The organism is Marinilabilia salmonicolor JCM 21150, from assembly GCF_000259075.1.
GTDB lineage: Bacteria > Bacteroidota > Bacteroidia > Bacteroidales > Marinilabiliaceae > Marinilabilia > Marinilabilia salmonicolor.
In genome coordinates, this window is sequence record NZ_AJKI01000040.1 from 19591 (window position 1) to 44000 (window position 24410).

The 24410-nt window shown below is 43.1% G+C and carries 21 protein-coding genes; 12 read left to right on the forward strand and 9 right to left on the reverse strand.

From position 1 onward, the window contains the following. The first annotated feature begins 62 nt into the window (after positions 1–62). The 4 genes from W7W_RS0116425 to W7W_RS0116445 all read left to right on the forward strand — a co-directional run bounded on the left by W7W_RS0116425 (position 63) and on the right by W7W_RS0116445 (position 2918). Positions 63–1214 carry a sensor histidine kinase gene (locus W7W_RS0116425; RefSeq protein WP_010664775.1) on the forward strand — a complete coding sequence of 384 codons (1152 nt, stop codon included), beginning with the start codon at positions 63–65 and terminating at the stop codon, positions 1212–1214. Next, complete coding sequence (locus tag W7W_RS0116430; protein WP_010664776.1) at positions 1211–1933, forward strand: LytR/AlgR family response regulator transcription factor; 723 nt, start codon at positions 1211–1213, stop codon at positions 1931–1933. The genes W7W_RS0116425 and W7W_RS0116430 overlap by 4 nt, the downstream gene beginning before the upstream one ends. Positions 1934–2297: 364 nt before the next feature. Continuing rightward, entirely contained in the window at positions 2298–2525 is a 228-nt protein-coding gene (locus W7W_RS0116440; protein WP_010664777.1) for a hypothetical protein, read from the forward strand. Positions 2526–2549: 24 nt separating this feature from the next. Continuing rightward, positions 2550–2918, forward strand: a complete 369-nt coding sequence (locus W7W_RS0116445; RefSeq protein ID WP_010664778.1) for a hypothetical protein — start codon at positions 2550–2552, stop codon at positions 2916–2918. 231 nt (positions 2919–3149) lie between these two features. Here the strand turns inward: W7W_RS0116445 and W7W_RS0116450 are convergent, their stop codons facing one another. Continuing rightward, positions 3150–3341, reverse strand: a complete 192-nt coding sequence (locus tag W7W_RS0116450; RefSeq protein ID WP_010664779.1) for a hypothetical protein — start codon at positions 3339–3341, stop codon at positions 3150–3152. A gap of 552 nt (positions 3342–3893) precedes the next feature. Here W7W_RS0116450 and W7W_RS0116455 point away from each other — a divergent pair. From W7W_RS0116455 to W7W_RS0116465, 3 genes are all read left to right on the forward strand, one after another. Further along, positions 3894–4709: a DUF3108 domain-containing protein gene (locus tag W7W_RS0116455; protein ID WP_010664780.1), complete on the forward strand. Its 816-nt coding sequence runs from the start codon at positions 3894–3896 to the stop codon at positions 4707–4709. Positions 4710–4873: 164 nt separating this feature from the next. Then, positions 4874–5443, forward strand: coding sequence for an elongation factor P (efp, locus tag W7W_RS0116460; RefSeq protein ID WP_010664781.1), 570 nt, complete (start codon positions 4874–4876; stop codon positions 5441–5443). A 163-nt stretch (positions 5444–5606) separates the two neighbouring features. Further along, on the forward strand, positions 5607–6839 hold the full coding sequence (locus tag W7W_RS0116465) for a PP2C family protein-serine/threonine phosphatase (protein ID WP_010664782.1): 1233 nt from the start codon (positions 5607–5609) through the stop codon (positions 6837–6839). 311 nt (positions 6840–7150) lie between these two features. On the opposite strand, the gene W7W_RS0116470 is transcribed toward W7W_RS0116465, so the two are convergent. From W7W_RS0116470 to W7W_RS0116495, 6 genes are all read right to left on the reverse strand, one after another. After that, complete coding sequence (locus tag W7W_RS0116470) at positions 7151–7684, reverse strand: hypothetical protein (RefSeq protein ID WP_010664783.1); 534 nt, start codon at positions 7682–7684, stop codon at positions 7151–7153. A gap of 61 nt (positions 7685–7745) precedes the next feature. After that, a complete protein-coding gene (locus W7W_RS0116475) occupies positions 7746–8219 on the reverse strand; it encodes a DUF4252 domain-containing protein (protein WP_010664784.1) in 474 nt (157 codons plus the stop codon). 360 nt (positions 8220–8579) lie between these two features. Next, entirely contained in the window at positions 8580–9998 is a 1419-nt protein-coding gene (locus W7W_RS0116480) for a PspC domain-containing protein (protein ID WP_010664785.1), read from the reverse strand. A gap of 113 nt (positions 9999–10111) precedes the next feature. After that, positions 10112–11074, reverse strand: coding sequence for a PspC domain-containing protein (locus W7W_RS0116485; RefSeq protein WP_010664786.1), 963 nt, complete (start codon positions 11072–11074; stop codon positions 10112–10114). After that, positions 11071–11409, reverse strand: a complete 339-nt coding sequence (locus W7W_RS0116490) for a PadR family transcriptional regulator (protein WP_010664787.1) — start codon at positions 11407–11409, stop codon at positions 11071–11073. The genes W7W_RS0116485 and W7W_RS0116490 overlap by 4 nt, the downstream gene beginning before the upstream one ends. A gap of 11 nt (positions 11410–11420) precedes the next feature. Continuing rightward, the gene (locus tag W7W_RS0116495) at positions 11421–11660 is read right to left on the reverse strand and encodes a hypothetical protein (protein ID WP_010664788.1); all 240 of its coding nucleotides are present in this window, start codon (positions 11658–11660) and stop codon (positions 11421–11423) included. A gap of 339 nt (positions 11661–11999) precedes the next feature. Between W7W_RS0116495 and typA the strand changes: the two genes are divergently transcribed. Beyond that, the gene (gene typA / locus W7W_RS0116505) at positions 12000–13802 is read left to right on the forward strand and encodes a translational GTPase TypA (RefSeq protein WP_010664789.1); all 1803 of its coding nucleotides are present in this window, start codon (positions 12000–12002) and stop codon (positions 13800–13802) included. A gap of 435 nt (positions 13803–14237) precedes the next feature. Then, a complete protein-coding gene (locus tag W7W_RS0116510; protein ID WP_010664790.1) occupies positions 14238–14450 on the forward strand; it encodes a YgaP family membrane protein in 213 nt (70 codons plus the stop codon). A 17-nt stretch (positions 14451–14467) separates the two neighbouring features. Here W7W_RS0116510 and W7W_RS0116515 read toward each other — a convergent pair whose 3' ends face one another. After that, complete coding sequence (locus W7W_RS0116515) at positions 14468–16495, reverse strand: thioredoxin domain-containing protein (RefSeq protein WP_010664791.1); 2028 nt, start codon at positions 16493–16495, stop codon at positions 14468–14470. Positions 16496–16908: 413 nt separating this feature from the next. Between W7W_RS0116515 and W7W_RS0116525 the strand changes: the two genes are divergently transcribed. Further along, on the forward strand, positions 16909–20265 hold the full coding sequence (locus W7W_RS0116525; RefSeq protein WP_010664792.1) for a sensor histidine kinase: 3357 nt from the start codon (positions 16909–16911) through the stop codon (positions 20263–20265). A 66-nt stretch (positions 20266–20331) separates the two neighbouring features. Next, positions 20332–22002 carry a formate--tetrahydrofolate ligase gene (locus tag W7W_RS0116530; protein ID WP_010664793.1) on the forward strand — a complete coding sequence of 557 codons (1671 nt, stop codon included), beginning with the start codon at positions 20332–20334 and terminating at the stop codon, positions 22000–22002. Positions 22003–22163: 161 nt separating this feature from the next. On the opposite strand, the gene W7W_RS22970 is transcribed toward W7W_RS0116530, so the two are convergent. After that, positions 22164–22754: an FMN-binding protein gene (locus W7W_RS22970; protein ID WP_010664794.1), complete on the reverse strand. Its 591-nt coding sequence runs from the start codon at positions 22752–22754 to the stop codon at positions 22164–22166. Between the two features lie 221 nt (positions 22755–22975). Here W7W_RS22970 and W7W_RS0116540 point away from each other — a divergent pair, with 221 nt between their 5' ends. Continuing rightward, complete coding sequence (locus W7W_RS0116540; RefSeq protein ID WP_010664795.1) at positions 22976–24280, forward strand: MFS transporter; 1305 nt, start codon at positions 22976–22978, stop codon at positions 24278–24280. The last annotated feature ends 130 nt before the right edge of the window (positions 24281–24410 follow it).

A 24410-nucleotide genomic window follows, 5' to 3' on the forward strand; every position in this document is an offset into this window, starting at 1 on the left:
GCATTATATTTATATTGACAGCAGTGTTAGAGAAGCGCTCTTAAAAAAAAGTGCAGACAGTCATGGTTAGGAAGATGTTTAGGTTTATTTACAGAGAATACAATCAGCTTGGCTGGTGGCATGTCTTTTTATGGATTGGCTTTTCCACGGCTTTTCTGTACGGGCCTGTTGTTTTCTTTGACAATCAGACGGCATTTCTTTTTTTTATACGCACTCTGGGCATTAATGCCCTGATTTTTTATCTGAACGTTCTTATACTGCTTCCATTTCTGTTGGGCCGCAACAGAATAATAACCTACATTCTTTCTGTTATAGTTTTGTTAGGTCTTGTTTCTTTTTCTTTAGAATTCACTGACCCTGTAACCCCTGAAAAATGGGAACAGCTCAGGCAAAACATGGAGCCGGAACGGGGTGATTCAATATTGATCGATGGTGAGAGGATTCAGAGAGAAAGCACGAATGTTCGGACAGGACTTCCTTTGCGACCAAAGCGAAGAGAGCAGGAATTGATACCGCGAAGGTTGTTGTTTCATTTGTTTCCTTCTTTTGGAATTTTATTTATAAGTACTTTGTTTTGGGTGGTACTGGAATCCAAAAGGAAAGAGAAGGCACAACTGTCGCTTACCAATCAGAATCTGGAAACAGAGATGAAGTTTCTCAAATCCCAGATGAATCCTCATTTCTTGTTTAATGCTTTGAATAATATTTATGCACTGTCTCAGCAGGGGCATACAAAAACATCGCAATTGATATTGAAACTATCCTCGATGCTTCGGTTTATTGTTTATGAAACCGATGGCCGAAAGATTCCCATTGGACAGGAGGTTGATTATATCAATGACTTTATTGAATTTCAAAAGATAAAACTTGATTTTGATCCCAATCTTGAGGTGACTCTTACCGATGTTGATTATCAGACACGCATTGAACCGATGTTGATTTTTCCTTTTGTGGAAAATGCGTTTAAACATGGGAATATCGACGATCACCGCTATGGATGGGTTAAAATGAAGTTGAAAGCCTCCGGGGGGTTGATATTTTTTCAGATATCCAACAGTAAACCCTTGCAACCGGTCTCAAAGGATCGCTTACGGGGCATCGGTATTGAGAATGTCAGAAAACGACTCTCGGTTCTCTACGATAACCGATATCAGTTGGATATTTCTGAAACAAAAGATGTTTTTGAAGTGAAACTCTTTATCGACACCTTATGACTATTAACTGTGTAATAATAGATGATGAATTTCCGGCCAGGACTCTTTTAAAGGGATATATTGCAAGAATTCCTAATATGGAACTGATTGGAAGCTATAAATCACCTTTAGAGGCAGTGCCCCTTTTACAGGCCGGAGAAGCAGATCTGGTTTTTCTGGATATTCAGATGCCAGAGATGTCGGGGATGGAATTTCTTAAGGCTTTTCAGTTAAAAAATACAATGGTTGTTATCACCTCTGCTTATTCTCAGTATGCACTTGAAGGCTATCAACTGGATGTTATTGATTATTTGTTGAAACCTTTTGATTTCGAGCGTTTTGTTCAAACCATTCAAAAAGCAGGCAATCGCCTTTTTAAGGAAGCTGTTACCGGCAAGAGTAAATTTCCAGATTCTTCTCACCAATCTTTTCTGGTGATAAAGGCGGATCATAAAACTTACAGAGTCAGGTTAGAGGATATCCTTTTTATTGAGAGTCTTCGTGAGTATGTCGCTTTTCACTGTGTCAACCAAAAGCTGGTTTCTCTTGATTCATTGAAAAACCTCACTGAGAACCTTCCGTCCGATCGTTTTATGCGCGTTCATAAATCTTTTATTGTTAATCGTGATCAGGTGAAGGCCCTTTATGGCAATCAACTTCAGCTTCACATCTCCGAAAAAGTAGTGCCCATCGGTCAATCTTACCGGGAAGAGGTAAAAAAGCGCCTGTTTGGCCTTTAAAATTCCTGGATTAGTCAACGCTTTGGGGGCGAAAGTCAAGGTGGGCGGATAAACTTACTCGAACAAATATGAGGCACACAACTCTCCCGTATTAGAGGTCCTGCGTCTATGCTTTTATAGGGAATAATGAGTTGATGCAAGGCGATTATACTCAAAAAATCGTTGATTATAGAGGAAAAATGCCTGTTGGATGAAAAAAATTTCACTGCGTTTATGGCCACTTTATCTTTGAGCAATATTGATACATTAAACTGGGTATTTAGTATTGACTGGGTGTTTAACAGTACTTTGAATCACCTTTGGTACTGAGTCATTGGATCCCAATTATAAACTGCTGAATGGTTCGATAGGTAAAAAAATATTTATGAATCGATCGGGTGAAATTAAGTTTGGTGTGTATGATGTGCTCAATGAGAAACAACGTCACTCCTGGAGTCTGACAGAAACAAATGAAGAACAAAGTCGCTCACTGGTGATAGAGCGCTACGCCATGCTGTCTTTTACCTGGAGCTTTAGAGATTTTATCGGCGGAGCAATGCAGGATGCTTCGCGGAAGCGTGAAAACAAAATGTATCCTGGAAGACCATTTTAATTTTTAAACTTAAAAACTGTTACTATGAAAAAGTTGATGTTGGTTGTTTTGACCATGACCATTTGTTTGACAGGATTTGCTCAACAGGGTCGGGGACAGAGGTCTTTACCTGAAGAGAATGATCAGAGGCTGGAAAAATTGAAAGAAAAGCTGAATCTGACGGAAGAGCAATCGGTGAAGATTCAATCATTTTTGGAGCAGCGCAGTGAGGCACTGAAGGATTTAAAGGAGAAGGAGACTGCAAGAGAGGAAAAAATGAAGAAATTGCAGGAAATAAAAGAGACTTATGAGAAGAAAATCAAGGCTGAGCTTACCGAAGAACAAGCATTAAAATATGATGAAATGCTTAAAGAGGCTCGTCAGAAGCCAACGCGACATCACCGCCAAAAATGAGGGTGAATAATCCGAAAATCACACTTAAAAGAACGGAGAATTTAGCACTCTAAAATTCATGTTTGTTTCATCTGGAATTAGTTCGCCATTCCCTTTCACAGGCTTACCTGTGAATTCTTCAATCTTTTGGCATCCGGGGGTTTTAATAATCCCCAAAGCCGGTAATGAGCAATAAAAAAAGCCCGGAAGAAAATTCTCCCGGGCTTTTGATTATTCACAACAAATTGAAGATTACTTCTTTTCCTTGTCACATTCTGCCTTCTCGGCTTTCTTGTCACATTCTGCTTTTTCTTTCTTACAACATTCTTTCTTTTGCTCACACTCTTTCTTTTCGGGTTCCTGAATCATTGCTTCAGACATAACAGGGGCAGAAAGTGCCAGTGTGAATACAAATAGAAATGATAATGCTAATTTACGTTTCATAGCGCTATTGTTTATTAGGTTAAAAATTCATTTTGATTTTATACAAGTTTAGATTGAATCTTAATAAAGATGGGTTAATGTAATGTTATTTCACGTTAACAAGATGTTAATGGTTTTCGGCCTGGATAAAAAATACAGAGCAGTGTCTTTAGCCGGGTATATTTATGAAATGTTCAGTTGCCAGTAAATATTGACACCCGCAAAGAAAATTGATGAAGGAAATAGTAAGCTATTTGCAAATTATTTTTATTGAGGATGCCTGTTTTTAGCAGGTAATTGAACATTGCAATAGGTAATTTATGAATAATTCAGGTTAGAGTTTATGGCTTAAAAATGGTGGGAGATGAGATCAATTAATTGTTTTTCGATGCTGTTGGTCGTTTTTTTCGTGATAGTTAGAAAACCTTATTTGTAATTAATGTATAATCAGCGGTTTAGCTCACGATTGGAGGCTCTTGTTAATAAAACGGCCCCAAAATTGTAACAATTAGGGAAACAAATCCATAAAAAGGCTTGTAAGTGGCTGCTTTATGGCCCAAAACCGTAATTGTTATGAAACGTTTTATATTTATATCTGTGCTGATGTGGCTGACTTTGAATGGGGTAAATGCCACGAACGATAGCGCATCGGCAGATGGAACTGATAATTCAGGTCAGCCTTCCGTTTATCAGGGGGGAGAAGAGTTGATGTATTCTTTGAAATACGGATTTATTAAAGGAGGGGAAGCCAATCTTACGGTAAAAGACACTGTGCTGAAAGGTGAGCGTGTGCATCATGTGATTGCAAGCGGGAAAACTGTTGGCCTGGCGGATGCCATTTATAAGGTGCGCGACCGTTATGAGAGTTTTATCCATCCGCAGACGGATCTACCGGTTAAATCTGTTCGCAGTATTCGTGAAGGAAGCTATCGGTATTACAATGAGGTGGAATATGAGCATTATCATGTCGATTCAGCGTTGGTGCTGAGTCAGAAGTCCGGGAAACACTGGGTGCCCGAAAATATCCAGGACATCTTATCGGCATTTTATTTTGCCCGAAAGCACAAATTTAATGATAATCTGCGCAAAGGTGAGATGATTGAAATAATGACCTGGTTTTCGGATGAGCTGTTTCCTTTGCGAATTCGTTATCAGGGCATCGAAACCATCGAAACCCCTTTGGGCAAACTGGAGTGTTACAAATTTGTACCTGTTACGGAGGTGGGACGTGCCTTTAAAAATGAAGATGATATGCAGGTCTGGATATCCCGGGATAAAAACCGGGTGCCGGTGCGCATCAGGTTTGAACTCCGCGTGGGTGCTTTTACCTGTAATCTTGAGCAATTCAGGGGGTTGCAAAATCCTTTTTCCAGTTTTCATCTTGATTGAAGGGTTCAGAGTTTGGAGTTCAGAGTTGACCCCGAACTCAGAACTCAGAACCCCGAACTCAGCCCCCCCCGAACACATAAACTCTAAAATATTGTGTCGTTTCAATTGATTTACACTATTTTTGCAGCGCAAAAAAATACACACCACATTTAAGAACAGATAAAATGGCAACAACCGCAGATTTTAGAAACGGAATGTGCATAGAATTCAACGGACAGTTGTTTTTCATTATTCAGTTTCAGCACGTGAAGCCCGGAAAAGGGCCCGCCTTTGTGCGTACAAAGCTTAAAAATGTATCCACCGGAAAGGTGATTGACAATACTTTTTCATCGGGGGTTAAAGTGACCGAAGCCCGGGTGGAAAGACGTCCTCACCAGTTCCTTTACAAGGACGATTTGGGATATCACTTCATGAACAGTGAAACTTTTGAGCAAATTAATCTTGCTGAAGATTTGGTGGACAGTTCCCATTTGCTGAAAGAGGGTTTGGAGGTTGAAATTGTTTACCATGCGGATACTGAAACGCCTCTGATGATGAACCTTCCACAGTTTATCAATTATGAGGTTACCTATACAGAACCCGGTGTACGTGGAGATACTTCTTCCACCAATTCACTGAAGCCTGCCACTGTGGATACGGGAGCCACCATTATGGTGCCGCTGTTTGTAAATACAGGTGACAATATTAAGGTAGATACCCGCGATCAGTCCTACGTGGAACGGGTTAAAGAATAACACTTTACTGAAAATACATGAACCCGTCAGATTTCTTTTATGAAAAAGAGATCTGACGGGTTCTTTTTTTTGCGAGTGAGGGTAGGTGAGATCCTGCGAACAAATGTTCGCATATAAAAATTTTATTTTGTACATTTAGGCTTGTTGTTATATATATTTATTCATGATTACGCAGGTAAAAAAGAAAAGACTTCGCCTTTATAAAGACAGGCTCAACATATTACTCGACATTGCCCAGACTATCAATCAGGATCATACGGTTGAGGATTTGCTGGGCGAGTTCGAGATATTGTTGCGTGAGGAGTTGGAGGTAGGGAAGATTCTGGTGTTTACCAATTCTGATGGTGAGTGGAAAAACCTGCTGATCTCCGGAGTTTCTGCCGCTGAAGTAGAAAAGATTGATGTGGAACATGATCTTCTTCAGTTTAAGTCCATAGAAAACATCACGCTGGCCCCCCCTGAACCTTTGCAGGGTTTTGATGCTGTTATTCCGCTTTTTCACCGATACAGGGCCATTGGTTATGTGCTTATTGGTGATGTGGAAGAGGAACATCAGGGCATCAGTCCCACCATTAAGCATCTGAAACTGATTCAGATTATCTCCAATCTGATCATCGTTTTTATTGAGAACAAACGGATGCAGGAGACCATCCTGGAACAGGAAGCTTTGAAAAAAGAGATGGAGGTGGCATCCCGTATCCAGACGCAATTAATTCCGGGGGAAGATGAGTTGCCCAAACACCGGAAATTGTCGCTTCACTCTTTTTATCATCCGCATTGGGGAGTAGGGGGTGATTATTACGACATTATTCCGCTTTCAAAATCATCTGTCGGGTTTTGTGTGGCCGATGTTTCAGGAAAAGGGATTGCTGCAGCTTTGCTGATGTCCAACTTTCAGGCTGTTATACGGACCCTTTTTACTTCCGGAATTAATCTGAAGAAGCTTGTGCATCAGCTGAATGTCAGAGTGAATAACAGCGCCAATAATGAGAAATTTATCACCATGTTTATCGGGAAATATAACCTTCGTAGCAGGCGCCTCACTTATGTAAATGCAGGTCATTTGCCGCCTTTGCTTTTCGATTCCCGGAAATCTCATCTTTCGTCTCTTGACAAAGGATGTATCGGGCTGGGAATGCTGGATGTAAATCCCTCAGTGGAACTGGGAAAGGTAATCATCCCTAAAAATGCAAAGATGATGGCGTTTACGGATGGTTTGATTGAATTGGAGAGGGACAATGAAGTTCATTCGGGCTTAACCAAAATTGAAAAGATAATCAGCAATGGTCACGATATGGAGACCAATATGGAGGAGGCAAAAGCGCTGGTTAGCAGATACATTGAGTCGGGTGCCGTTTTTGATGACATTTCACTCATAGGGATGGAGTTTAAGTAGTGTTTGTCTATAAAGTCCAACTTCTGCGTTGTTGCTCAAAATCTAAATCCTCAAATGCATTAGTATTCTGCGGTTTAGATTTTTTACACGCCTTGAATTTGAACTTTTTATCTCAAACACGTGAAAAACGCTTAGTTTATAGACAGACTCTAAGTAGTGCCCGTATATAAAGTCGGGAAAAATGGTAATTGGAGCTGTGTCGGTTCAGAAAGTTCTGTTTTCTACATCTCAACCTCAAGGTAATATTCTTAGAAAAAGACAAATTTCCTTTGGCCAAAGTTGGAAAGCATTATAGAACTACGGTATTAATTTTACTCTTCCTGGCTAACTTTTAGCCACATATCACGGATTTCGGAACAATAGGTTTTTACTATCTGTAAATTTGATTCCCCCACACTTTCCTGCAATTTCTTTTTGTTCTGGCCCAATTCCTTATTGAGAATCCGAATGTTGATGCGTTTTTGATCGTCAGAGATGTATGGATTTTCGGTGAGATGCTCTTCATTGGACATGAGAATTTGTTGGCGCTGAGTAATCAGTGAGTCATAATGAAGGCAAAACCATGTCTTGCAGAAAGTCTTGAGTGCTTCCAGACGTAAAGCATCGTAGCCGTAATCTTTCAGCAGAACTTCGCCTCTTGCATCCAGCGATGCATTGCGCGGCCAGATGTAATAAGCCTCGTTGACGGTTACATCTGCTTCCCTCAACTGTGGTATCATGCGTGGAAGAGTGCGCAGGAAATGGGTGATGTCGGCATCGTTTAATTCCTTTATCTGACCCGAAGAAGGTTGATTGGAGATTATCCAAAACAATGCGAAAAAGAAAAACGTTATTTTACTTAACATGGTCCTGAACAGTTTGGGCGTTACCCGTTATTCAGAACCAAGTTAGTAAAATATTGTTTGATTATTTCATCTCTGAAGCTTTATTTGTCAGATCGTTAATGTCTTCAATTTTGAAGTCGCCGTAAAAAGAGAAGACAATCAGCGTTTCATCCTCTTTGCTGAGCAGATGACATTCCTTTACTTTGCGCCCGTTTCTGATGACAAAGATGCGACCGTCATTGTCGTGATCTTCGTCTTCAATTTCGGAAAAGGGATGCTTTTCAAAAGTGCGCACTACGTCGCGACTGATTTTATCATCCGGTCCTTTACAAATCATCATTTTTACTTTTCTCAATTCACCGCTGACTTCCCGGTTTTCATCCTCATCTACAAAAATATTGGCCAACTCTATGGCATTTTGGGAAAAGGAGAGGATGGTAATGCCCTCAGCACCGTCGAGTTGAGCATATAGCTTGTCTGACGGACTGTTTTGACCTGCCAGGGTCATCCCGGAGACCAAAACTATCAAAATGGTAAACAGTGTTTTTGCTTTCATGAGTTTTATTTTTTATTTACCCTGGTTTATTGACTTCTTCGAACTTCGTAATAGATAATTTATGAATAATCCAGTCCTCCAAAAAGCGGGGCTTTTCCTATTAGGGAAATGCATAATTCCACTTTGACAAGATTTAGGCTGTGTTTTTTTAAGGCCGAAGGTCTTTAAGCAATAGCCTGGGGCAACGTCCCAGGAAAATTGTAATACCTCTCCCCCCACGGTTTATTGGGCGCGTCGCGACAAATAAACCGTGGGGCTGGGTGGAAAACTGCAACCCCATGGCGTTGTCCTGGGCTATTGCTTTCAGGTTTTCAGCCTGTTTCCGTACTGCTTGCTATATTGTTTTGTGTATAAGGCAGGTTAAAAACTTTTCTCTTCATTGGACACATTCACGATGTATTTCAGGTCATCTGCCACTTTCAGTTCTTTACCTTCAGGGAGATTTATATCCACAATTACTTTTTGATTTCGGATGAGGGCTGGTTTTTGGATGCTAAAGTAGCGGTCCAGCATCAATACAGAGTCATCCTGAAGGTAAAAAAACTCAATTGCGGATGCGTTTTCCAGGGCTGTTTCACCGGTCTTTCCCCGTGCTTGTTTTCGAATGCTTATTTCAAAAGCATCTGCATTTTTTGTTACATTAATATCGGGGGTTCCGATGAGGTTGAGCTGGTTGTCAACCTTGCGAACCGACAGCCCTTTGTGGCTGAACAGGAAATCTCCTTTGCCCAGGGGCAGGGATGACTTGTTTGCATCAATGTATATGGTGTCGGAAGGATATAGGTCAAGGAGAGTCGTTTCCTCAAGGCTCTCGCGGTTGGAAAACTCCGAAGCAACATTGAGTGCTGTGTAAACAACCAGACCAATGCCTGCCAGCCAGAGAATCAGTGCTGTTACAAGGAATGCAGGACCTCCTTTTTTAAATTGGAAAATCAGGTACATACCCAGGTAGAACAACACCAGCAGTGGTATTCCGGCAGTTAATGCCAACCCCAGAAATGCAGTGAATCGCTGATCCGGCATCAGAAACAGAGCGTCTAGCTGTCCAATCCAGATTTCATCTCCCGGGAAAAGACCAAACAATACATCGGTCATGGTGAAGGTGATGATGAGGCCGGTAAGGGAAACAAAGGAAGCCAGAATCAGGAAAATGCCAAAAACAACCGCAATTGCCCGGAGAACGCCGTTGCCGGAACTGGTTGTCACAGGTCGGTTTGTTTGTCGTCTGCGCCATGATTCGCTACTGCGGTTTCCGCCTGTCATCATGATCCGTTGTTGTACGGTAACTGCCTTTGGTATGGCAATCCACAATACCAGGTAGGCCAGAAACGATGTTCCGTACAATATGGTTGCCAGAACAAAAAGTAAGCGGAAGAGAATGGGATCAAGACCAAAATAATTACCCAGTCCACTGCAAACGCCCCCCAATACCCGGTTGTCTGGATCCCGGAAGAGTTGTTTTTTATAAGGTGGCTCAAAAGTAGTGCGTTCCTGAGTGGTTTCTTCCGGATCGTCAGGAGTTTCATAATCTCCGGGATCCCCCAGCGTCTTAATTATCTCTTCCACATCATTTATCGTGATGGCAGAAGAGGCATCTGAATGAACGCCACGAAAAAGTTCTGCGATGCGAAGATTGATGTCTTCAAGTGTCTCCTGCGCCTCTTCGTGATTGCCAAGTTTGGCCTCAACGGCTTGCAGATAGGCATCCAGTCTTTCGTACGCATCTTCATCTATGCTGAATGCATGACCTGCCAGGTTGATATGTACGGTTTTCTTCATAATTCGTCTTGTTTAATATTTTCTTATAATCCGAGATTCGGAGTTGGGATAATTAGGGATTATACAAATAGGAAATCAGGAGTTACCCAAACTCAAAACTCAAAACTCTTCAGCTATAAAAAGCTGTGCATCACGTGCGGCCAAACCACAAATCCCAATACCCGGAAGAGAATCGCTGCTGCAATGATTACGCCAATAAGGATTAAAAAACCTTTCATAGCAGAGCGAAATGCCAGTCCCAGAATCAGTAAAATCAGAATAAGAGGAAAGATTCCCGGAAAGCCCAGCCCGGCCAAAGGCATGTTCATGTGAAGTGCGGGCCCGAACCCCATGTGAAAAGGGATACTGATGAGGTTGGAAAGTAGAATGACACCCACAATTACGGCCGCGATGATGAATACGTTGCGATCGCGTTTCTGAAACCGACTCAGGTAATCTTCTCCTTTTTTGAATGCTGATGATTTCTGAAATCTTTCTTTTACATCATTGTATTCATTTTTGATGTTTTTTTCAATGTTGGAGATGGTTACATCATCTCCCCTCATTTCCAGTCGTTGGGAGGAGGTCAGGGCAGGGGGGATGGCAATCCATAAAATAATGTACACCGGCAGTGCGGTACCAAAACTCAGAAAAGCCAGCAGGGCAAACAGGACTCTTACTACCACTCTGTCGATGTTGAAATAGGCGGCAATTCCGGAACAAACCCCGCCAAAGACTTTATCTTCCATGTCCCTGTACAATCGCCGGCGACGCGGGCCTTTGGCTGTCGTTGTATAATCTGTCGAAGAACCGGTTTCTTTTTCAGTATTGCCATCCTCGGTAAACTCTTCCGGTTCGCCCATTGTCGCAATAATTTCACTGACAATCTCCAGGGTAATCACCCCTGTGGATGGATTGATTTTTTCTTCCAGAAGTTCCCGGATGCGCCCCTCTATGTCGCTGAGAATTTCACGACCTTCCTCCTTGTCTTCCGACCAGTGCTCCAGTCTTTTCAGGTATTGTTCCAGTCGTGCGTAGGCGTCTTCGTCGATGTAAAAGGAGCGACCTGCTATATTGATGGTCATTACTTTCTTCATGATTGCGGATTTTTGGAGTGGATAAACTGAACAGAATCTACCAATTCGTGCCATGATTTGTCAAGTTCCTGCAGGAATTCCCTGCCACGATCGGTTAGTTCGTAATACTTCCGGGGAGGACCCTGAGTGGATTCTTCCCACCTGTAGGAGAGTAACCCTGCATTTTTCAGTCGCGTGAGCAACGGATAAAGGGTTCCCTCAACTACAATGATACGCGCCTCTTTCATATCATGGATGATGTCAGACGCATAGGCATCGCCCCGCGAAAGGACGGAAAGAATGCAATATTCCAGCACTCCCTTCCGCATCTGGGCTTTAGCATTTTCTATTTTCATACTCTTTGGTTTTAAAACGGTAAGCCAATCATGAAAGCTGATGTAGCCTTCATGTTTGATTTATCGGTGCCCGAATCGGGTTCGGAACATGGTTCAACATCCTGCCTGAAGAGCTCTTCATTTTGTGTGGCAATGCTTTCACACGGGAAAAGGTCGCAATGCTGCTTTCCCGAAAGCGATACAAAGAGAATGAGGCCGATGAAAACAATCGGTGCTATTTCTCTTTTATGCCTGATTCTTAAGGTCTTCATTTCCTTTTCTGTTTAACCAAAACATTGAAAGTAATTTCAGGGTACTATCCATTACCCTGAATAGTGTAATGCAAATATATGAATAAAATTTAGTACCATGCAATACAAAGTACCATGTTTTTTTTATTTTTCTGCTGTTTTTTTTGTTGTGTTGACTGAGTCTCATGTTTTTAAAACGTGTGGGGGTGCGTTGCGGCTGCTGTGCGAATGGGTGCGTTGTTTTTTTTCAAAAAAAATTTACTTTCTCTCGTTAAGCATATTTAACACGATTAAAACCATGTAACAGCGTTGATTGTTATTAATAAACAGTACTTTTGCACGCTCTTTTAAGAAAAAATTATGCAGTCAATCAGAAATGTTGCGATCATTGCCCACGTTGACCATGGCAAAACCACGCTGGTGGATGAAATGCTGAAGGCCGGAAAGCTTTTCAGCGAGCATCAGCGTCCCGGTGAACTTATCATGGACAGCAATGATCTTGAAAAAGAACGAGGCATTACCATCCTTTCCAAAAATGCCTCAATGGTTTGGAACGATCACAAAATTAATATTATAGATACTCCTGGTCACTCCGATTTCGGAGGAGAGGTGGAGCGCGTGCTCAATATGGCTGACGGAGTTTTGTTGTTGGTGGATGCCTTTGAGGGGCCTATGCCGCAGACTCGTTTTGTGTTGCAGAAAGCGCTCGCATTGGGACTGAAGCCTATTGTGGTTATAAACAAAGTGGACAAACCCAACTGCCGGCCCGAAGAGGTTCAGGAGATGGTCTTTGATCTGATGTTCAGCCTTAATGCTACCGAGGATCAATTGGATTTTCCTACAGTTTATGGCTCTGCGCGTGACGGGTGGATGTCCACTGACTGGAAACAACAGACTGGAGATATTTCGGCCGTGATGGATGCCATTATAGAATACATCCCGGTTCCGGAAGAGCGTAAGGGAACGCCGCAAATGCTCATCACATCTCTGGAATACTCACCTTATGTTGGCCGGATTGCCATTGGTCGAATGCACCGCGGAACATTGAAAACCGGTCAGGAAGTGGCTGTGGTCAGCCGCGAAGGTAAAGTGAGTAAAACCCGGATCAAGGAACTGAATATTTTTGACGGACTCGGGCGTGCAAAGACTGATGTTTTACCCAACGGAGAACTGGGTGCTATCATCGGACTTGAACAATTTGATATCGGAGACAGCATCTGTGACCCGGAGAATCCGGAACCCCTGGATCCCATCGCTATTGATGAGCCCACCATGAGTATGTTGTTTACCATTAACAATTCTCCATTTTTCGGGAAAGACGGTAAATATGTGACCTCCCGCCACATCAAGGATCGTTTGGATAAAGAGTTGGAGCGAAACCTTGCACTTCGCGTAGAGGAGACCAACTCAGCCGATGCATGGAATGTTTACGGACGTGGAGTGTTGCATTTGTCGGTGTTGATAGAAACCATGCGACGCGAAGGATATGAGTTACAGGTGGGTCAGCCTCGTGTAATAATCAAGGAAGTTGGCGGAGAGAAGCATGAACCGGTTGAAGAGCTCACCATTGATCTGCCGGATGAGTATAGTGGACGTGCCATTGAAATGGTCACCCAGCGTAAAGGTGAGTTGCTGTCAATGGAGCGCAAAGGAGAACGTGTGGTGCTGGAATTTAATATCCCGTCGCGCGGAATTATAGGATTGCGCAACAATATGTTGACAGCCACAGCAGGAGAAGCCATTATGGCCCATCGCTTTGTGGAATTTCAGGCTTGGAAAGGCGAAATAACCAAGCGTCAGAACGGATCTTTGATTGCCATGGAGTCTGGTAAAGCCATCGCTTATGCACTGGATAAGTTACAGGACAGGGGTAAGTTTTTTGTTCATCCGATGGAGGAGGTTTACCTGGGACAGGTAATTGGAGAAAACAGTCGCGATGGAGACATGACGGTGAATGTTACCAAAGAGAAAAAACTGACCAATATGCGGACTTCAGGCTCAGACGAGAAAGCCAGGCTGGTTCCCCCGATTATTTTCAGTCTTGAAGAGGCTCTTGAATATATTCAGGGAGATGAGTATGTGGAAGTCACCCCCAAAAGTATTCGCCTTAGGAAAATCCTGCTTCAGGAACATGAGCGGAAGAGACTGGCCAAGAATAGTTAGTGTTTGTCTATAAAGTCCAACTTCCGCGTTGTTGCTCAAAATCTAAATCCTCAAATACATTAGTATTCTGCGGTTTAGATTTTTCACACGCCTTGAATTTGAACTTTCTAGTTCAAACACTTGAAAAACGCTTAGTTTATGGACGGGCACTAGTTAGCAACCTTATCAACAATATAGAACAAAACCCACTTGCGATAACAGCAGGTGGGTTTTTTGTTTTTAATCTGCTTAATTGACTTGGTCGTCTCTATATTGGTCGCAACGCGACCAATATAGAGACGGGGGGGCCAACACTAAGCCCAGGACGTTGCCCTGGGCTATTGCTTTCAGGCTTTCAGCCTGTTTACACCAAATCTGTTTTATGTATAAGGAAGGTTAAAACTAAAAATCAGTTAGTTTGTTCATTTATTAATAAACCATCTTAAAACTATAGCAATGAAAGCAAATGTTGGAAACATTGACCGACTGATTAGAATTGTACTTGCAGCTATTCTTGCAGGGCTTTACCTGGCAGAGGTGGTTTCCGGTATCCTGGGAACCGTATTTTTAATTGTTGCGATTGTATTATTAGTTACTTCCTTGTTCCGGTTCTGCGGGGCATACGCCTTGTTCGGCGTGAACACCTGCAAAAACAAACCTGAAAAGTAAAAATCAGGTTTTTTTAGTCAGGTAAGGAGGTGCTGTGCCTCTTCCACAGAGTGTACCGGCAACTGACAGGCTCCCTGAGCGCAAACGTAGATAGTGATTTCTTCATCTGATTTGCGGTTTTTTGTAATGTTCAATTCTCCCGGGCTTTCCGGCTTTAAAGGTGCCCAGATGACGTTTGGACGGTATTGTTTTTGCAATCTCTGTAGTGCCTGCACGGTTTTGGAACCAGCTACCACCACTTCAAAAGAGGGTTTGTGAATCATCAGCATCAGACTGCCCCAATGCGCAAAACCCCATGGATAATTTTTGAATTGCAGCAGCATCTGATTCAACATTTTCTCAGCGGTTTCGCGATAATGCTGATCGCCGGTCAATGCCGCCAGTTTGAAAAGAGCATGCCCCATCATGGAGTTTGCTGATGGGATTACATTGTCCTGCGTATCAAAATGGTTGGCCGGTAATTCAGTCTGGTTTTTTTCCATATAATGAAATTGTCCTGTTGCTTTATCATAAAAGGCTTTTTCTGCATAATCAGCCAACCTGGACGATTGCTCAATCCATTTTTCATCACCGGTTATTTCATACAGCCCGATAAAAGCGGAGATTACCGATGCATAATCTTCCATAAATCCGGTAACAGATGCCCGACCGTCTTTCCAGGTACGGAAGAGGCTGCCGTCTTTTGAAATCAGAGAGTGACAGATAAATTCACCGTTTTTGAGCGCCAGTTTCCGAAAATGACTGTCACTGACCGCCTTGTGTGCTTCTACAAGGCCTTTGGTCATCAGGGCATTCCAAGAGGTGATGGTCTTATCGTCAAGCCCCGGTCGTATCCGTTTTTTCCGGCGATTGACCAGGTCTTTTTTCCAAACAGATACTCTCTTTTCCACCTCTTCCAGAGTCATCTTATGCTTATGAGCAAATTCTTCATCAGATCCGGTTCGCAGCAGAATGTAATTTCCGTTTTCCCAATGACCGTTTTCATTTACGTTGAAATAATCAGCAAAGAGGGGGAAATCTCTCCCAAAGATGTTTAAGAGCTCTTCCTCTGTCCAAACATAATATTTTCCCTCTTCGCCTTCACTGTCTGCGTCCAGGGCAGAAAAGAACGCTCCTGATGGGTGCATTAGTTTATTTTCCACAAAAGCGATGGTTTCTTTTACCACATCCCGGTATTCTTTTATTCCAGAATGGGCATAGGCGTGACTGTAAAGCTCGATGAGTTGGGCATTGTCATAAAGCATCTTTTCAAAGTGGGGAACTTTCCAGAACTCATCTACCGAGTACCGTGCAAAACCTCCGCCGGCCTGGTCATAAATACCTCCCCGGGCCATTTGCTGAAGTGTTGTGTTGAGGAAATCGGAAAACATCTTTTGTGGATGGTGGAAATGAAGATGAAGCAAAAACTCCAGGTTCACCGGCATGGGGAATTTGGGTTTCCCCAGTGATCCTCCAAGTTGCAAATCCCATTGTGCCGACCAACGCTCCAATGCTTCATTGATGACTTCCGACAGGTCGGGAACCTCAGACTGCTCCGATGAGATCATGGATGTCTGTTGGATCCCCGTGGTTAGCTGGTGTGCATGGTGCGTCAGTTTTTCACGGTCGGAGTGAAATAATTTATTGATCTTGATTAAAATTTCTTTCCACTGATCTTTGGGGAAATAGGTGCCCCCCCAAAAGGGTTGTCCATCTGGCAGCGTAACCACATTAAGCGGCCAGCCCCCCTGGGCTCCCATTAACTGAACGGCCGTAATGAAAAAGTTATCAACATCAGGCCGTTCCTCCCGATCCACCTTGATGCAGATGAAATGTTCGTTCATAAGACGGGCCGTTTCTTCGTCCTCGAAACATTCATGCGCCATGACATGGCACCAGTGGCATGCCGAATATCCAATGCTTACCAGCATGAGTTTATCTTGTGCTCTTGCTTTGTCCAAGGTCTCCTCGTTCCACGGGTGCCAGTCCACCGGATTGTGCGCATGTTGCAGCAAATAAGGGGATGTGGAGTGGATGAGGTGGTTGGTGTCTTGATTTGTAGTCATAAACAGTTGTTTATAATGTGTTGATACAGAAAACAGAATGGTGCTATTGTTTGTTTTGTAAATTATGTGATTAATTAATCGAAAGGCTATAGTTCATCCAGTACAATGTCATTTGGAGGGCAACGCCCGAAGCAATCTCTAATTGCAAAAACGTTATTTTAAATTATAGCCAATCGAAATGAAACGAGCTCCGAATATTCGGGACGAATTTCTTCCGACCCTGATAAACAAATTTTATACTGATAAAATGGCAACTTTATTGAATCTATCCCGTATCTTGAAAAGATTTGTTGTGTTTTTTTTACAGAACGGATTTTTTTTTAACAAAAATGGGTGGAGTTTTGCATTTTTGTTTTAGAGGGTATTTGCATTAAACCCGTTGTCTCCGCGGGTTGAAGAAAATGAGAAGACTTATGCTTAGGAGTTTATTTTTGATACTTCTATCTTTCTGTCTGTTTCAGTCCGGGGCTCAAAGTCCCAATCTGAAATTCAAACATATTACCTCCAAAGACGGGCTGGTGCAAAATAATGTTCTAAGTATTCTGCAAGATTCCAGGGGGTTCATGTGGTTTGGAACCCGTGATGGGCTGAATCGCTTTGATGGCTATAATTTCAGGTTGTTTCAGAATGATCCCAAAGACACTCTGTCAATAAGTAATAATTTTGTGCGTAGTCTTTGCGAAGACCGGGAGGGATACATCTGGGTAGGAACATCAGGAGGAGGGTTGGAACGGCTTGATGTGGAGAAAGAGGAATTCACAAGCTTCAACTACATCAAGGATAGTGAAACCCGGCTTCCCGATTTAGTGGTTAATTCAATCGTTGAAGACCAGCAAGGGAACTTATGGATTGGCACCGGTGGAGGACTGGCCAGATTGAATAAGTCCAGAACCCGCTTTACGATTTTTAAACATGACCCGAAGGATGATCAAAGCATTAAAAATGACAATGTAAGGGCTTTGATGGCCGATAGTGATGGTAACATCTGGGTGGGGTTTTGGCCGGTAAGAGGCGTTAATAAATACGATCAGAGGACTGGTATTCTTAAATCGTATGATCGTGATTCCCTGACCAGAGCATCAGGGGTGTCTGATTTTGTCCGGGCCTTTTATGAAAGTGAGGATGGTTACATCTATATAGGCACAGATGGCGGAGGCATGAGTCGTTATGATCCGGAAAACGAAAGGTTTGTAAATTTCAAATACTCCCCGGACAATCCTCAATCCATCAGCCACAACGTGGTATCTGCTATCTCGGAAGATGATCGGGGGAATATTTGGATCGGTACTGAGAATGGAGGTTTGTGTTTGTTTGATCCGACAGAAAAAACCTTTGTAAGATACTATCAGGATGATATAGATACAGAGGGCATTAACAATAATTCCATCTACTCCCTTTACAAAGATTCTGAAGGAAATATTTGGGCAGGAACTTATACCGGGGGTGTGAATGTGTTTTTTGAAAGTTACAATACTTTTGAACATTACAGGAAAAAAAGGAATGAAAGCAGCCTGAGTCACAATAACGTTTTGAGTTTTGAAGAAGACCATCTGGGCAACATCTGGGTGGGAACCGATGGAGGTGGGCTCAATCTGTTTGATCCCGTTAATAAGACGTTTAAGTGGTTTCGGCAGGATAAAAAGGATTCCGAATCCATTAGTTCTGACTTTGTGGTGAGTCTGCTACAGGATTCCCGGCTTAACCTGTGGGCCGGAACATGGAGAGGCGGACTGAATTTATATAATCCCCGTAATCAGTCATTCAGCAGGTTCTCAAACACCGTTGATTCCATGATGAATTCTGACCGGATATGGGTCACCTATGAAGACCATCTGGGAAAATTCTGGATTGGGACTTTTTATGATGGTCTGTATCAATACGATTTTGAATCCGGGGAGCTCTTGCATTTTGTTATGGAAGACTCACTATCCATCAGTCAACAAGATATCACGGTCATTATTGAAGATAAATATAACCGGCTTTGGGTGGGGACCGATCAAGCGGGCTTAAATCTGTACAATAGAGAAAATCAGACCTTTTATCAGTTTACAAAGGATGCAGAAAAGGATTGTGGGTTAAGTGACAATAATATTTTTTGTGCCTTCAAAGATTATAAAGGGGACCTCTGGTTTGGCACCAATAAAGGACTGCATTTTTTAGATGCAGACAAGCTTACATTTAAAAAAATCCGGGCATTTGATGGATTCGGCAACGATATGATTCTTGGGATACAGGAAGATAATGCCCATAATCTTTGGATCAGTAGCAACAAAGGCATTGCCAGATTTAATCCACAAACCGGAACCTCCAGGTTTTTTACCAAAGCACACGGGCTTCAGGATGTGGAATTTAAAAGAGGCGCCTCTTTTAAAGACAGCCAAGGTTTTTTGTATTTTGGGGGTATCAACGGATTTAACCGGTTTCATCCAGACAGTATTCGTTTCAATCATGCTGAAACGCCCGTAAAAATAGTCGATTTACGAGTCAACAGCCATTCTGTTAAAATTGGTGCGGGCGATTCGTTGTTGAGCAAATCCATCACCGCCCTGGAAGAAATTCAAATTCCCATAAAATATAATGTTTTTTCCCTGCATTACGCTGCCTTAAGTTACAATTTTTCTGCTGAAACGGAATATGCTTATCTGCTCGAAAATTTCGATACGGAATGGCATTATGTGGGCAAAAGCAGGAATGCTACCTACACGAACCTTTATCCCGGAGAATACATTTTTAAAGTGAAGTGTTTGATTGACGGAAAATGGGAAGCAGAACAAACGCTCTTAAATATTGTAATACCGCCACCATTTTGGCAACAATTATGGTTTGTAATTTTGATGGGGATAGTGGTGATTATTGCATTCGTCGGGTTCTTTTACTGGCGGGTACAAAAAATTCACCGTAAAAATCAGAAACTTTCTGCATTAATAGAGGAGCGTACTTCTCAGATTGCAAAGAAAAATGCCATTCTGAAAGATCAAAAGCTAAAGCTTTCACGTGTCAATAAAGAGTTGAAACAACGACAGCGGCAAATTACCTTGCAGACCAGGCAGTTGATGGAACACCGTTCCAAGCTGGAACAGACCAATGCCACTAAGGATAAGTTCTTCTCCATCATTGGCCATGATCTTAGAAATCCTTTCCATACTATTTTGGGTTTTTCCGAGTTGTTGCTGGTGAATTTAAAGGAGTATCGTGAAGAGGAACTTGAGCGGTACATCAGGCATATTCATCAGACGGCTGAGCAGACCTATAATTTATTTGAGGATTTGTTGTTATGGGCTAATGCACAATCAGAACATTTAACCGCTGATTTTCAGAACCTGGATCTTTATACTGTTTGTGCTGAAGTTGTTCAGTTAATGCAAAATCAGGGTCGAAGGAAAGGGGTGGAAGTTTCTCTTTCAGAACAGAAGCAAATTACTGTGAGAGCCGATTTCTTTATGCTTAAGACGATAATTAGAAATCTTCTTTCCAATGCAATAAAGTTTACCGGCAAAGGAGGCCAGGTAAGAGTGATGGCCGAAAAAAGGGAGGACAAAGCAATTATTACCGTATCTGATAGTGGCGTAGGGATTGAAAAAGAGGGGCCGCAGAAACTTTGGGAGGCTCTTGGGAATTCATCCCGCAATGGAACGGATGAAGAGAAAGGAAGCGGGCTAGGGTTGTTGTTATGTAAAGAATTTGTGGAAGAACAGGGAGGAGATATTTGGGTGGAAAGTGAACCTGGCAAAGGGAGTGATTTTATTTTCTCTTTGCCCTTGGGCAGCTGATTTGTTTTGACACTTCAAGAATTCTATATATCTTCATGTTTCTTTCAAATTTCAATACTTCAGATTATGGCAAGTGACATAGAAATAGCACGTAACGCAGGCATCAAACCCATTGCAGAGATTGCGGAAAAACTGAAAATCCCCTTTGATAAACTTGAATTATACGGGAGGTACAAGGCCAAACTCCCACTGGATCTTATTGCTTCCGGGAAAAGGGAAAACAGTAAACTTGTTTTGGTTTCGGCCATATCTCCTACCCCGGCCGGGGAGGGGAAAACAACCATTTCCATAGGATTGAGTGAGGGGCTTAACCGCATCGGTAAACAAACTACCGTTGTGCTCCGCGAACCCAGTTTGGGCCCTGTCTTTGGCATTAAAGGCGGAGCCACAGGCGGAGGTTATTCCCAGGTAATTCCCATGGAGGACATCAACCTGCATTTCACCGGAGACTTTGCAGCTATAGAAAAAGCCAATAACTTGTTGGCCGCCCTGATCGATAACAATATCCAAAACAATGGTCGCTCCCTGAATATCGATCCCCGCACCGTTCACTGGAAACGTGTGATGGATATGAATGACCGCTCTCTGAGGAATATAATAGTGGGGCTGGGTGGTACCACCTCAGGTATTCCACGTGAAACCGGGTTTAACATCACCGCAGCTTCCGAAATTATGGCCATTCTTTGTTTGGCTGAGGATTTTCACGACCTGAAGGAGCGAATCGGAAACATTTTTGTTGGATATACTTTTGATAAAAAACCTGTTTTTGCGCGTGATCTGAATGCGCAGGGGGCTATGGCTGCCCTGTTGAAGGAGGCCATTAAGCCCAACCTGGTTCAGACATTGGAAGGTAATCCGGCTATTATTCATGGCGGCCCCTTTGCCAATATAGCCCAGGGAACAAACTCGGTGCTGGCGACCAAAATGGGACTATCTCTTTCCGACTATGTGGTTACCGAAGCCGGATTTGGCTTTGATCTTGGAGCAGAGAAGTTTTTGGACATCAAATGTGTGTCTGCCGGCTTGAAGCCCCAGGCTGCCGTGTTGGTGGCCACCGTCAGAGCCCTGAAATATCATGGAGAAGTTCCTGTGGCTGATCTGAACAGTCCCAATGTGGATGCTGTGAAACAAGGATTGGAAAATTTGGAGAAGCATGTGGAAAATATGCGGAAATTCAATGTATGTCCGGTGGTGGCCATCAATCGTTTTGTATCGGATACCGATGAGGAAATTGCTGTGGTGAAAGAGAAATGTAAGGAGCTGGGCGTAAAAGTGGCTGTAGCCGATGTGTGGGCCAAAGGAGGAGAAGGTGCGGAGGAGTTGGCGCATCTGGTGGCAGAGGCGGCCGAGAGTTGCACTTCCGAAATGACTCCCCTGTATGATTGGAACTGGTCCGTAGAGAAGAAGATAGAAACCATTGCCAAAGAGATTTACGGAGCCAAAGCTATTGATTATACGGCTCAGGCAAAAAAAGACCTGAAGGTGGTTGAAGAACTGGGGCTGGGTAACAAGGCTGTCTGCATTGCCAAGACCCAAAAGTCGCTCTCCGATAATCCCAAACTGCTCGGAAGACCCGAAAATTTTGTGGTTACCGTGCGTGAAATTGAGATTGCCGCAGGGGCAGGATTTATTGTTCCCATTACCGGTAATATTATGCGTATGCCGGGATTGCCGGGGACTCCTGCTGCCGAGAATATTGACATTGATGATGATGGCGTAATCTCAGGACTTTTTTAGGAAAGACTGATTGGATTGGGCAGAGAGGCTGGTGCATGGAGGAAAGTGCAGGGAATGCAGATGGCATGAGGGGATGTGATAGCTGTTAGCTGTTAGCTCTTGGTTCTTAGTTGTTAGGGCAAAACCATTGTTCCCAGACTGTCGCCCCCGCGGGGCTGGCTCTATCTCTTGTTATGCTCAATTCTTGCCTTAATTAATGCTATGGTTAATGCATACCGCATGCGGTAAAGCGAATAGGTTGCTCCCGACACTGCATCAATATGCATCATGTCTTGTTTTTCCAATAGTTGTTTTTCCATAATAGGATAGGCGATAGCCGGCGTGGTACCGGCAGGTTCCATCTCGTGGCAATAGGCAGCATCTTCCTGTTTGCCTTTCCCTGTTGGCTTGGTTTCATTGTAGTCCACGCCGACTATTTTTTCATCTTTTACCGTGATGGTGATCACGTGTTGGTAGTCAAAGGCATCTGCCGGAGAGGCGGCACTGTAAGTGCCATCAGGAACTCCTTTGGCAGAGGCGGGGAGCTGGTATGCATCAATGATCTGTTGAAATGTGCTGTCCACATTGTCGATGGGCGATGTTTCGATGATAAAGTGGAGACTCATCAATGAAGACTTGAAATATTTGTCTTCGGGGTGGAATTTTTTAATGATATCCAAATCATCCTGACGAGGTGTCTGACAAGATGCTATTATCAGGGTGGAGATAGCAAGGGTTAGTATTTTGATGGAGTTTGTGGCTGATGGGTTCATTAGTAATGAAGCTTTTTGTCAATATCACTATACAATCAAGACAACGGAATTTGAAGATACCCTTATCCGAGGCTTTATTTTTTTGTTCAACCCAATAATGCCTTTAGAATTAGATTTTGTGCCTATGAGAAATGCACCGTAAGAGGTTTTAGACATTTTTAAAAGCCTTTAGTGGTCTCTTTGCAAATCATTTGTTCGGTAATTGGTAACTTTGCCGGATTATGAAAAGCAAAACAAGACATTTTCAGTTTCCTTTTTTTTATGGCTATGTGCTGATGGTGATTGGTACCATTGGTATATGGGCCAGCGTCCCCGGTCAGACCATCGGGGTATCCACTTTTACCGATCCGGTGAAGGATGCGCTTGGGTTGACGCGTGATCAGTTCAGCGCAGCCTACATGGTAGGTACATTCCTGAGTTCACTGATGCTGGGGTGGGCAGGCCGCTGGTTCGATCGCCGCGGAGCAAGAGTGGTAGCTGTCTCTGCAGCCGGATTGTTAGGTGTTACGCTTTTACTGAGTTCAGTTTCCAATGAGTTGAGTAAAGGCTTGATGACCATTACCGGCTTTCACCATTGGAGTATGCCATTTTCCATTATGATTGTCTTGTTTTTCATGCTGCGATTTAGCGGACAGGGAGTCCTTACCATGGCCTCACGCAATATGATCATGAAGTGGTTTGATCGTTACCGCGGACGGGTCAATGCCTTTGTAAGCATCAGTATTTCTCTGGGGTTCTCCAGTTCTCCACTGGTTTTTGATGCCCTGATAAAAGAGTGGGACTGGAGCGGTGCCTGGCGGATTTTGGCCATCAGTGTGCTGGTGATTGGTGTTTTGATGTGGATCTTTTACCGTGATAATCCCGAAGAAATGGGGCTGGTTCCCGACGGCAAGTCCGGAAGCCGTAAAACCAAAGACAAACCGCTTCCGAAGCTGAAGCAATTTCTGCCCAAAGAAGCCTTTGCCACCAGGGCTTTTTGGATGTATGCCCTGATGATGTCGTTCAATTCCTTTTTTATTACAGGATTGTCCTTTCATATGGTGGACCTATTTACTTCTGCCGGTCTTGACAGGGAAGAGGCAGTGGCTGTCTTCTTACCAATATCCATTATTAATGTGGGGATCTCTTTTTTCTTTAATTTCCTGAGTGATATGATGCCATTGAAGAAGTTGCTCTTTATTATGTTAGGCGGAGCTTCCGTTTGGGTTATTGGCCTTATTGGATTGTCCGGTGGTTGGGGACTTTGGCTAATCATCGTGGGTGCCGGAGTCAGTGGAGGGTTGTTTGCCGTACTCAATTCGGTTTCCTGGCCTAAGTTGTTCGGACGCAAGCATCTGGGAGCCATATCCGGACGAGCTATGTCCATGCTTGTTTTTGCCAGTGCCTTGGCACCTTTTTTCTTCAGTTTGTCTAAAACTTATCTGAAGAGTTACACTTCTATGGGTTGGTTGGGACTGGCTTTTGTGATCTTTATGTTTATTGGTTCGCTGAAAGCCGATGACCCGCAACCAAAGGTTGTTGAATAGTTTTGCGAATTAATCGGTCCTCCTGAAAGCCAGGCATTTTTCTTTTAGGGAAATACATAGGGGCTATAGTTTAAAGTAACGTTTTTGCAATTAGAGATTGCTTCGGGCAAGGCCCTCTTCCATATCCTGT

Coding starts and splice junctions, on each gene's coding strand:
- W7W_RS0116425 (WP_010664775.1), top strand. CDS start 63: ATGGTTAGGAAGATGTTTAGGTTTATTTACAGAGAATACAATCAGCTT.
- W7W_RS0116430 (WP_010664776.1), top strand. CDS start 1,211: ATGACTATTAACTGTGTAATAATAGATGATGAATTTCCGGCCAGGACT.
- W7W_RS0116440 (WP_010664777.1), top strand. CDS start 2,298: ATGAATCGATCGGGTGAAATTAAGTTTGGTGTGTATGATGTGCTCAAT.
- W7W_RS0116445 (WP_010664778.1), top strand. CDS start 2,550: ATGAAAAAGTTGATGTTGGTTGTTTTGACCATGACCATTTGTTTGACA.
- W7W_RS0116450 (WP_010664779.1), bottom strand. CDS start 3,341: ATGAAACGTAAATTAGCATTATCATTTCTATTTGTATTCACACTGGCA.
- W7W_RS0116455 (WP_010664780.1), top strand. CDS start 3,894: ATGAAACGTTTTATATTTATATCTGTGCTGATGTGGCTGACTTTGAAT.
- efp (WP_010664781.1), top strand. CDS start 4,874: ATGGCAACAACCGCAGATTTTAGAAACGGAATGTGCATAGAATTCAAC.
- W7W_RS0116465 (WP_010664782.1), top strand. CDS start 5,607: ATGATTACGCAGGTAAAAAAGAAAAGACTTCGCCTTTATAAAGACAGG.
- W7W_RS0116470 (WP_010664783.1), bottom strand. CDS start 7,684: ATGTTAAGTAAAATAACGTTTTTCTTTTTCGCATTGTTTTGGATAATC.
- W7W_RS0116475 (WP_010664784.1), bottom strand. CDS start 8,219: ATGAAAGCAAAAACACTGTTTACCATTTTGATAGTTTTGGTCTCCGGG.
- W7W_RS0116480 (WP_010664785.1), bottom strand. CDS start 9,998: ATGAAGAAAACCGTACATATCAACCTGGCAGGTCATGCATTCAGCATA.
- W7W_RS0116485 (WP_010664786.1), bottom strand. CDS start 11,074: ATGAAGAAAGTAATGACCATCAATATAGCAGGTCGCTCCTTTTACATC.
- W7W_RS0116490 (WP_010664787.1), bottom strand. CDS start 11,409: ATGAAAATAGAAAATGCTAAAGCCCAGATGCGGAAGGGAGTGCTGGAA.
- W7W_RS0116495 (WP_010664788.1), bottom strand. CDS start 11,660: ATGAAGACCTTAAGAATCAGGCATAAAAGAGAAATAGCACCGATTGTT.
- typA (WP_010664789.1), top strand. CDS start 12,000: ATGCAGTCAATCAGAAATGTTGCGATCATTGCCCACGTTGACCATGGC.
- W7W_RS0116510 (WP_010664790.1), top strand. CDS start 14,238: ATGAAAGCAAATGTTGGAAACATTGACCGACTGATTAGAATTGTACTT.
- W7W_RS0116515 (WP_010664791.1), bottom strand. CDS start 16,495: ATGACTACAAATCAAGACACCAACCACCTCATCCACTCCACATCCCCT.
- W7W_RS0116525 (WP_010664792.1), top strand. CDS start 16,909: ATGCTTAGGAGTTTATTTTTGATACTTCTATCTTTCTGTCTGTTTCAG.
- W7W_RS0116530 (WP_010664793.1), top strand. CDS start 20,332: ATGGCAAGTGACATAGAAATAGCACGTAACGCAGGCATCAAACCCATT.
- W7W_RS22970 (WP_010664794.1), bottom strand. CDS start 22,754: ATGAACCCATCAGCCACAAACTCCATCAAAATACTAACCCTTGCTATC.
- W7W_RS0116540 (WP_010664795.1), top strand. CDS start 22,976: ATGAAAAGCAAAACAAGACATTTTCAGTTTCCTTTTTTTTATGGCTAT.